Source organism: Frankia sp. CcCS3, from assembly GCF_977927575.1.
This window is the reverse complement of record NZ_CDWRCL010000212.1, coordinates 1-7,247: the sequence shown is the minus strand read 5'-3', so window position 1 is coordinate 7,247 and position 7,247 is coordinate 1. Positions and strand designations below refer to the sequence as shown.

Genomic DNA, 7,247 nt, shown 5'->3' with positions numbered 1-7,247 from the left:
CGCCGTGGCCGCCGCCCGGGACGCCACCGCCTTCCTGGCCGACGTCGTGGGCACGCCGAGGTCTCCCGGGCCGACGGGCGGCGGCGTCCCCTGGGAGAACGCCGCGCTACGGGCGGCGGTCGCGACCGCCCAGCGCAGCGCCGTCGCCTCGATCACCAGCCCCGACGACGCGCCGGCCTGCACGTTCGTCGCGGCGATCGTGACGGCGGACCGGCTCGCCGTCGGCTGGCTCGGGGACAGCCGGGCCTACCTGCTCGGCCCGCGGGGCGCGCGCCTGCTGACCGAGGACGACACGCTGGCGGCCGAGGCGGTGCGGGCCGGCCTGCTCCCGGCCGAGCTGGCCGAGACGGCGCCCGGCGCCCACACCATCACCCACTGGATCGGGACGGGCAGCGGGTCAGCGGTACCGCGCGTCGTCTCGCTGCCCCTCACCGGGCCGGGACGGGTGGTGCTGTGCAGCGACGGGCTGTGGAACTACGCCTCGGCCGCCACGGCCCTCGCCGGTCACGTCGGACGCCTGCCGGCGGACGCGCCCGCCGCCGCGGTCGCCCACCATCTCGCCTCGGTGGCGCTGGCTGCCGGCGGCGCGGACAACATCACCGTGGTCGTCATCGACATATTCTGACTCAGCTCCAGAATGAGGAGCATGGCGGCGTGGTCACTGAGCCCGAGTGCTCGTGGGGTGTGGAGGTAGTCGCAGCCGGTCACAGGTGGCAGGTGGGGGGGTGGTGAGGAAGATGTGGTCGAAGCGGTAGCCGTTGCCACTGCGGCCGGACCAGCTGTGTCCGAGTGCGTCGGGGTGGAGATGGCGGTAGGCGTCAGCGAGGCCAGCAGTTATGAAGAAACGGTAGAAGTTGTACTCCCAGTCGCCGAAGACGCGGTAGTGCGGGATGTGGCCGGGTTCGAGGACGTTCAGGTCTCCAGCGATGATGACCGGGCCATTGAAGGCGGTGAGAAGTTGGGGTAGGGCTGCGGTGACGGCCGCCTGGAAGGCGCGTTTGTTGTCGTTGCGGCGTTTCTTTGATCCTCGGGATGGGACGTAGAGGCCGATCAGGCCGAGGGCGTGGCGTCCGAGGCGAACCTCGGCGGCCGCAGCGCGGTGGGGCAGGACGGTGATGCCGGTGGATAGCGGATGGAGAGGTGCGGTGCGGGAGGCCAGGACGGTCCGGTAGTCGGGGTCGGTGGGCTGGGGGGCGTGGATGTGGCTGTATCCGTAGTAGGTGAGGGTATCGATGAGTGCGGTGCCTCCGGGTCCGGAACTGACTTCGGTGAGGACCAGCAGGTCGGCGTCTGGTTGCTGGGCGATCCAGGCGACCTGTTTGCGTGCTCGGGCCGGTGCGGCGTGTTGGGCGTTGAAGACGAGGAGCCGCGCGGCGGTCGATGCCGAGTGGACTGAGGGGTGCGGGGTGCACAGGGCAGGCTGGTTGGCGGTCATGGTGTGTGAGTGTCGGCCTCGTCGATGAAGACGTCGCCGCTGGCGTCGAGTTCTTGTTGGAGTGTGCTGAGGGTGGAGCGGATGACGGCGAGGTCTTCGGGGGACAGGGCTGGGCCGGAGGCTGTCAGGTTCTCGCGGACCTGTTCGGGGGTGGTGAATCCGACGAGGACGGCGGCGTTGTCGGTGCGTTGCAAGCTGTAGCGCAGGGCTGCGCGGACGAGGGCGTGGGGGGTAGGGCCGAAGCGGTCGCGGAGAAGCGCGAGGCCTTGGTCGATGATGGCGAGGGCGTCGGGGGTGAACCAGCGTTTGCGTTGCCGGTGGTCGCCGTCGGTGAAGCGGGGCGGCTGGTGGGGGTTGTACTTGCCGGTGAGCAGGCCCTGCGCCAACGGCTTGTTGATCAGAATGCTGGTATGGTACTCAGCAGCGACGGTGAAAATATCCGGCTGGCCGGCGGGTGAGGGTGGGGTCAGCGGGTTGTACCGGACGGCGAGGTCATCGGGCCGGAGCCGGGTGAACAGGGTACGGAAGCGTGCATGTTTGTCCTCCCGCTGCCCATGGGGTGTAGTAAGACGGTCGGGGGCGTAGCGGTGCGGACCGCGCATCCCGATGCAGCGGATCAGCCCTTCGTGCTGGAAGGCGCGCATCTGCTCGATCGCGCCGTCGAGGTAGCGATCATCAGGTCCGAATTCGTTGGTGTGGAAGAAGTAGATGTCGAGCCGGTTGGTGCGCAGGTTCTCCAGGCTGGTTTCGAGCTGGCTGCGCATGGCTGCGGGCAGGTAGGCATGGGCGGCGGTGCCGGCGAAGTAGCCGACCTTGGACGACAGTACGATGCTGTCACGATCCACCGTCTCGACGAAGCGGCCGAGGATGCGTTCGGAGTGGCCGTGCCTATACACGTCAGCGGTGTCGAAGAGGTTTGCGCCGAGGCTGTAGGCGGTTTCCAGCCCGCGGCGGGATGCAGTGTCGTCGGCGGTGGACCAGCCCATGGGCAGGCTCAGGTTGTGGTCGGGGCCGCCGATCGCCCAGCAGCCGATCCCGATGGGGTGCACGGTCAGGCCGCCGGCGAGCGTCCGACGAGCCATACCGTCGTCTTCGATCATTCGAGTCACCTGTTTTCTTGATCTGTGATGGGGGTCTGCCCCTAGTCGACGCTGCCCGGCGTAACGCTAAGGTCACCGGGGTGATGACTCCGCACCCCACCACCCTGTTGGATCTAGATGCGATCACTGCGAAGGGATGGGCCGACCGCAGCGATTTCCCGGATGTCGAGTTCGACCGCGCGGAGCGCTTCTACACTGCGATGCGCGTTCATGACGAGCGTCTGCAGGCTGTGCGCGCGAAGGCCTCGATGCTCATCGAGCAGTGGACCGGCCGTTGTCCGTGCGATGTCGGCTCGTTCGGTACCAGGCTGAACTTGGAGACCTCCGATCTGGACCTGGGGATCGGCTATCCGGTCGAGCAGCGCGCCGCGTTGATGACAGCACTCGAAGGGCACGCCCCTTTCATCGGCGAGCGCAACACCCGGTTCTCGACGACCCGGCTGGTGTTCGCCTTCACTATGGACGGCGTGGAGATTGACCTGAGTGCGCTGACCGTCGAAGACTTCAGCGTGGCCTGCCGGATGCTCGACCAGATCGAGCAGGCGATGACCTATTCGGAGCGGGTCTGCCACACCTGGGTCAAGCATCTGCTGCGGGAAGCCAGCCGGCTGGAGGACTACGCAGTCTGGAAGCTGGTCACGTATGCTAGGTTCTGCCCGGAGTTTAACTGGGTGCCGATCCCGGAGAAGACTGTCACCTGAATGGTAGGGGCGACCATCGGGGTCAGGTCCCGCAGGCGTCCGCCGCGTTGATCAGCCGCCAGCCCGTCGTGGCCGCCCACCGTCGGTGTTCACGGCGGAGAAAATCGGCGTGTGGGCCGGTCATCTGGCCGCTCAGGTCGTGGACGACGGCCGCCATCCGATCCTGAAGGAGCGCGAAACGCGCGTCGAGGGCGCTGGCGATCCGCGTGGACAATGCCTGCCCACCGTCGGGGTTCTCCGGCTGTGCCTCGATAGCGGCGATCATGTCGCCAAGCACGGCAAACGCGGCGTCCTTCACTACGACCCGTGCCTGCCGCACGCTGGCGCGGACAGGTCCGTCGAGGAGCTTCTCCAGTGACTTGAGAACGTAATCGAAGGCGAAGGTGCGGTCGACCCATCGCTGGGCCCAGTCGGCGGCGACACCGATACGCCGGTCAGCGTAGCGCGCCTCGACCCGGCCCATCGACGGCGTCACCGTCCCGGTCAGCCCCGCTTGGCGGGCTCGGCGGGTGTACGCGGAGCCGATCAAACATTCCATGCCGACCAGGAGGTAGGAGACTCCGTGGTACAGGGGATGACCGGTGGTGGCTTCGGCGGCGAACGCATCGTTACGGACAGCCCGTACGATCTCGGCCGGGGGCAGGTGTGGTTGCGGGCGCAGCAGTAGGTCTGTGCATTTCTGGAAGGCGTGGGTGGCCCGGAGTTCTTCCAGGCTCATCAGCGGGTCGAAGGTGATGTAAGTGAAGCGGGTCGGGACCCCCATCGCTGACAGGGTGCGGATGCCGAGCACGTTCTGCTCGGCAGTGGTCTGTTTCGCGAAGCGCACCAGAATGCTGTCCACCCCGGACTCCACGCCGAACAGCATGCGTCGAAGTCCGCGGTCGAGGAGGGTACGCCACATCGCAGCACGCTCGGCGTGCCAGTCCAGGTCACGGTCCGGGCGGACAACCTGGTCGATCCGACAACTCGACTCCCAGGCAAAGCCGGCCTCCTGCAGCAGCCGGGCGATATTCAGCGCCCGCGTTGCCGCGTCGGCGTCGCGGCCGAGGAACTCCTCATCGACCAGGTACAGCACCCGGGCGATGTTCGGATGTCGGGTAAAGACCGCGCGCATCTCGGTGAGCAGCCACGGAAGGTGGTCGAGGCCCGCGCCGGACCAGGAGCCCTTGTGGCCGCGGGGGCAGAACGAGCAGTACGAGGTGCAGCCCCGGCTGGTCTCCAGTTGGGCGACACCATGATGGGTGAAGGTCGCCGGGAGGAGGTCGAGTTCGGGTACGACGTCCGTCGTGGTGTCGCGAGTCACTGGTGTGCTGGAACGACGCCGGCTGATGCCGAGCGCGCCGCGGCGGCGTGCACCGGTGTAGCCGAGGGCGGGTATCTGTTCCTGGTCGCAGTCCCCGTGCCAGTACCCGAGAATGGCTTCGATGGTGGCCTCGCCGGCAGCCCGGGCGATCAGCAGCTGTGGGTAGCGTTCGAGCAGCAGAGATTCGTTGCGGGCGGTGAGGCTGCCTCCGGCAACGACGATCGGCGGTTCGGCCAGGGCATGGACGGCGTCCAGGAAGCGGATCAGGAGATCGTGCTGGCCGAAGGTCGCGGAGATACCGAGAATGTCCACCTTGCCGGCGGTGGCGTGCGCGATGAGATCGTCGAGGCTGGGACCGAGTTGCATGTCGGCCAGCGTCACCCTGCCGAGCAGGGTCGACCGCGCGGCGCGCGCGACGGTGCTGATACCAAGCGGAAACCTGGGTAGTGGGAAATTCTCCGGGTGGTACAGGGCGGCCAGCAGCGTGACCGGCCGCGACAGACGAACGACTCCCGCCTCGTCGAGACGGGCCGGTGACAACCACGAATCCGGTTTCTCGAGGGTCAGATGCCGTGTGGTCCAGGTCGGCCAGCGGCGGCTGCGGTGAGGCTGGCCGGACAAATCCGCCACGACCCACGTCCCATCCGCTCGCTCCAAGAAAACCAGCCGGCGATCCAGGCTGCCGGTTACTCGCACACGGCCGTCAGCCCGGCCGGCCAACCATGCGGCGAGGACAGCGGGATCGAGAAGGAGGTCATGGGCATCGTCTACGCCTACCCCCTCATGCCGGCTGTGATGCGCGCCGGCCAGGCGAAGGGCGGCACCGAAACGCTGGATCAGGGCCGTGTCAGAAACTTTCATACCGCATCCCCTCTCGCGTGACGAACAACACGAGAAGGGTGACGTTCCTGCTGGCGTAGCTCCAGATCATGAGCTTGCTAGAAACTCGTCGCATGCCGCTGCGACCGACGATGACAAGTTCCTACAAAGTTCCGACAAATTGTCAGGCCAGTTCTGACAATTGTCAGGTCAGCAAGGTGAGCGCGGCGGCATGGTAAACGGCCTGAATGGTGGGGATCGTGTCGAGTCGGATACGTTCGTCCGCGGCGTGCAGGTTCTCGTAGCTGACGCCGAAGCCCGCGGTGGCAGGGATGCCCACCCCCGCCAGGTAGTTCCCTATGTTCGACGGGCCGGCCACCTTGGGTCTGGTCTGCAAGCCAAGCTGAGCTGCGGCGTCGAGGATCGCGGCTGGCAGCGGTGCCGTGTCCTCCATTGCGTAGGGAGGCCAGCAGGTCTCGAGAAGGATGTCCGTGGCCCGGGTGTGCGGCCACCCCGCGTCCAGCGCAGCGGCACTTGCCCGTAGCAGTGCCTCGCCTGCCGCGGCGTCGAAAGCTGGGGTCAGCCGTAGGTCGACGCTGACGGTGCACAGGTCCGGGGTCACCGACCAGCTCTGTCCTCCGCTGATCTCGGTGACCGTGACCTTCCCGCCGGTGGGGAAACGCGCCTCAGGAGCGGGCAGCGGTGCGGCGGCGAGGCGGGCGACGAGGTCAGCGGCCTTGACAATGGCGTTCGGGGTGCATGCCGACCCGCCGGAATGGCTCGCCACCCCGTGGACAAGCAGGCGGGCACGCAGCACGCCCCGCCCACCGACGACCACATGCTCGGCGCCCGGATAGCCGATCATCACGCCGAGGGTGTCCGCCGAGGTGTCTTCGAGGCTGGCGACGAAAGCGCGGGCGCCCCCGAAGCCGCCGGTATGCTCGTCGGCGTCCAAGAGCAGGGTGACGCCGCCGTGGAGCTGGTCAGCGCCGACGGCGAGCCGAAGGAGGAGATGGCAGAAGATAGCCGCACCCACCTTCGAATCTGCAGCCCCTCGGCCCCACATCCACCCGTCCACAACGGTGGCGCTGGTCGGCGGATAAGTCCAGGCATCCTCGTCCCCGAACGGGGCGGTGTCCACGCAGGCATCCAGCACCAGCCGGGGACCGGGCTGACCTCCGACCACCTCGGAGACGACCCCGACTAGCTCACCACACGAGTCGTGCAGCCGGCGTACAGGAAGTCGGCGGCCACGAAGCCATCCCGCTGCGCCTTCCAATACCGGGCCGGTCGGATCCAGCCCGCCACGGCTGGGCACTCTCACCAGGTCCGCGGTCAAAGCCACGACCGATCGCTGGTCTGCCTCCGCCGCCCGCAGCAGCGCACGTATCTCACCTGACATGCTGGGATCATCTCCCCCGCAGGACCGGCAGGGCCTCGACCGCCTCCACAGTCTCAATCCTCCTACTGGCTGCGTAGCACTGCCGAACATGATCCACCAGCCGCGCTGCCGGCTGCGCTCCGAGCAGAACACCGGAGTCGAACGCCTCGGCCGACGTCAGCGAGGGGATCGGCGTGACCGCGGCCTGTTCCGACACGCACAGAAAGCGCTCTGGCTGCGCCGTCTGATCTGTGATAAAGTCCAGATTCAACGTCTTGTAGCCATGACCACGATCGGCTGGGTTCCGCAGGGTCAGCAGCCGTAACAGGTGATCTTTCAGTACCTGCCGGTGCGGAGGACCGAACAGTACCCGATAGTGCACCAGTGCAGGCCGGTCGGCCAACGCCGCTTCAATAGCGTCCAGATAGGCCCGATCGCGTGATCGCGACCCGGTCACCAGCAGAACCTCCTGCGCGGTGTCGACGACGCGGGTCATAGCCTCTAGCTC

The 7,247-nt window shown here is 67.3% G+C and carries 8 protein-coding genes; 3 read left to right on the top strand and 5 right to left on the bottom strand.

Features of this window, described 5'->3' with window-relative positions; all coding sequences use genetic code 11:
• Window positions 1–625: PP2C family protein-serine/threonine phosphatase (locus AC08OQ_RS15995; RefSeq protein ID WP_476612158.1), on the top strand; the 625-nt coding region annotated here is incomplete at its 5' end.
• Window positions 626–658: 33 nt separating this feature from the next.
• Here the strand turns inward: AC08OQ_RS15995 and AC08OQ_RS15990 are convergent.
• Complete coding sequence (locus tag AC08OQ_RS15990) at window positions 659–1,435, bottom strand: endonuclease/exonuclease/phosphatase family protein (protein ID WP_476605369.1); 777 nt, start codon at window positions 1,433–1,435, stop codon at window positions 659–661.
• On the bottom strand, window positions 1,432–2,535 hold the full coding sequence (locus AC08OQ_RS15985; RefSeq protein WP_476605370.1) for an aldo/keto reductase: 1,104 nt from the start codon (window positions 2,533–2,535) through the stop codon (window positions 1,432–1,434). The genes AC08OQ_RS15990 and AC08OQ_RS15985 overlap by 4 nt, the downstream gene beginning before the upstream one ends.
• Before the next feature lie 83 nt (window positions 2,536–2,618).
• Here AC08OQ_RS15985 and AC08OQ_RS15980 point away from each other — a divergent pair, with 83 nt between their 5' ends.
• Window positions 2,619–3,236, top strand: a complete 618-nt coding sequence (locus tag AC08OQ_RS15980; RefSeq protein ID WP_476605375.1) for a hypothetical protein — start codon at window positions 2,619–2,621, stop codon at window positions 3,234–3,236.
• 22 nt (window positions 3,237–3,258) lie between these two features.
• On the opposite strand, the gene AC08OQ_RS15975 is transcribed toward AC08OQ_RS15980, so the two are convergent.
• On the bottom strand, window positions 3,259–5,079 hold the full coding sequence (locus tag AC08OQ_RS15975) for a B12-binding domain-containing radical SAM protein (protein ID WP_476612157.1): 1,821 nt from the start codon (window positions 5,077–5,079) through the stop codon (window positions 3,259–3,261).
• A 63-nt stretch (window positions 5,080–5,142) separates the two neighbouring features.
• On the opposite strand from AC08OQ_RS15975, the gene AC08OQ_RS15970 reads away from it, so the two are divergent.
• Window positions 5,143–5,421 (top strand): hypothetical protein, encoded by a 279-nt coding sequence (locus AC08OQ_RS15970; RefSeq protein WP_476612156.1) that lies wholly within the window; start codon window positions 5,143–5,145, stop codon window positions 5,419–5,421.
• Between the two features lie 142 nt (window positions 5,422–5,563).
• Here AC08OQ_RS15970 and AC08OQ_RS15965 read toward each other — a convergent pair whose 3' ends face one another.
• Entirely contained in the window at window positions 5,564–6,760 is a 1,197-nt protein-coding gene (locus tag AC08OQ_RS15965; protein ID WP_476605373.1) for a M20 family metallopeptidase, read from the bottom strand.
• A gap of 7 nt (window positions 6,761–6,767) precedes the next feature.
• Window positions 6,768–7,247: hypothetical protein (locus AC08OQ_RS15960; protein ID WP_476612155.1), on the bottom strand; the 480-nt coding region annotated here is incomplete at its 5' end.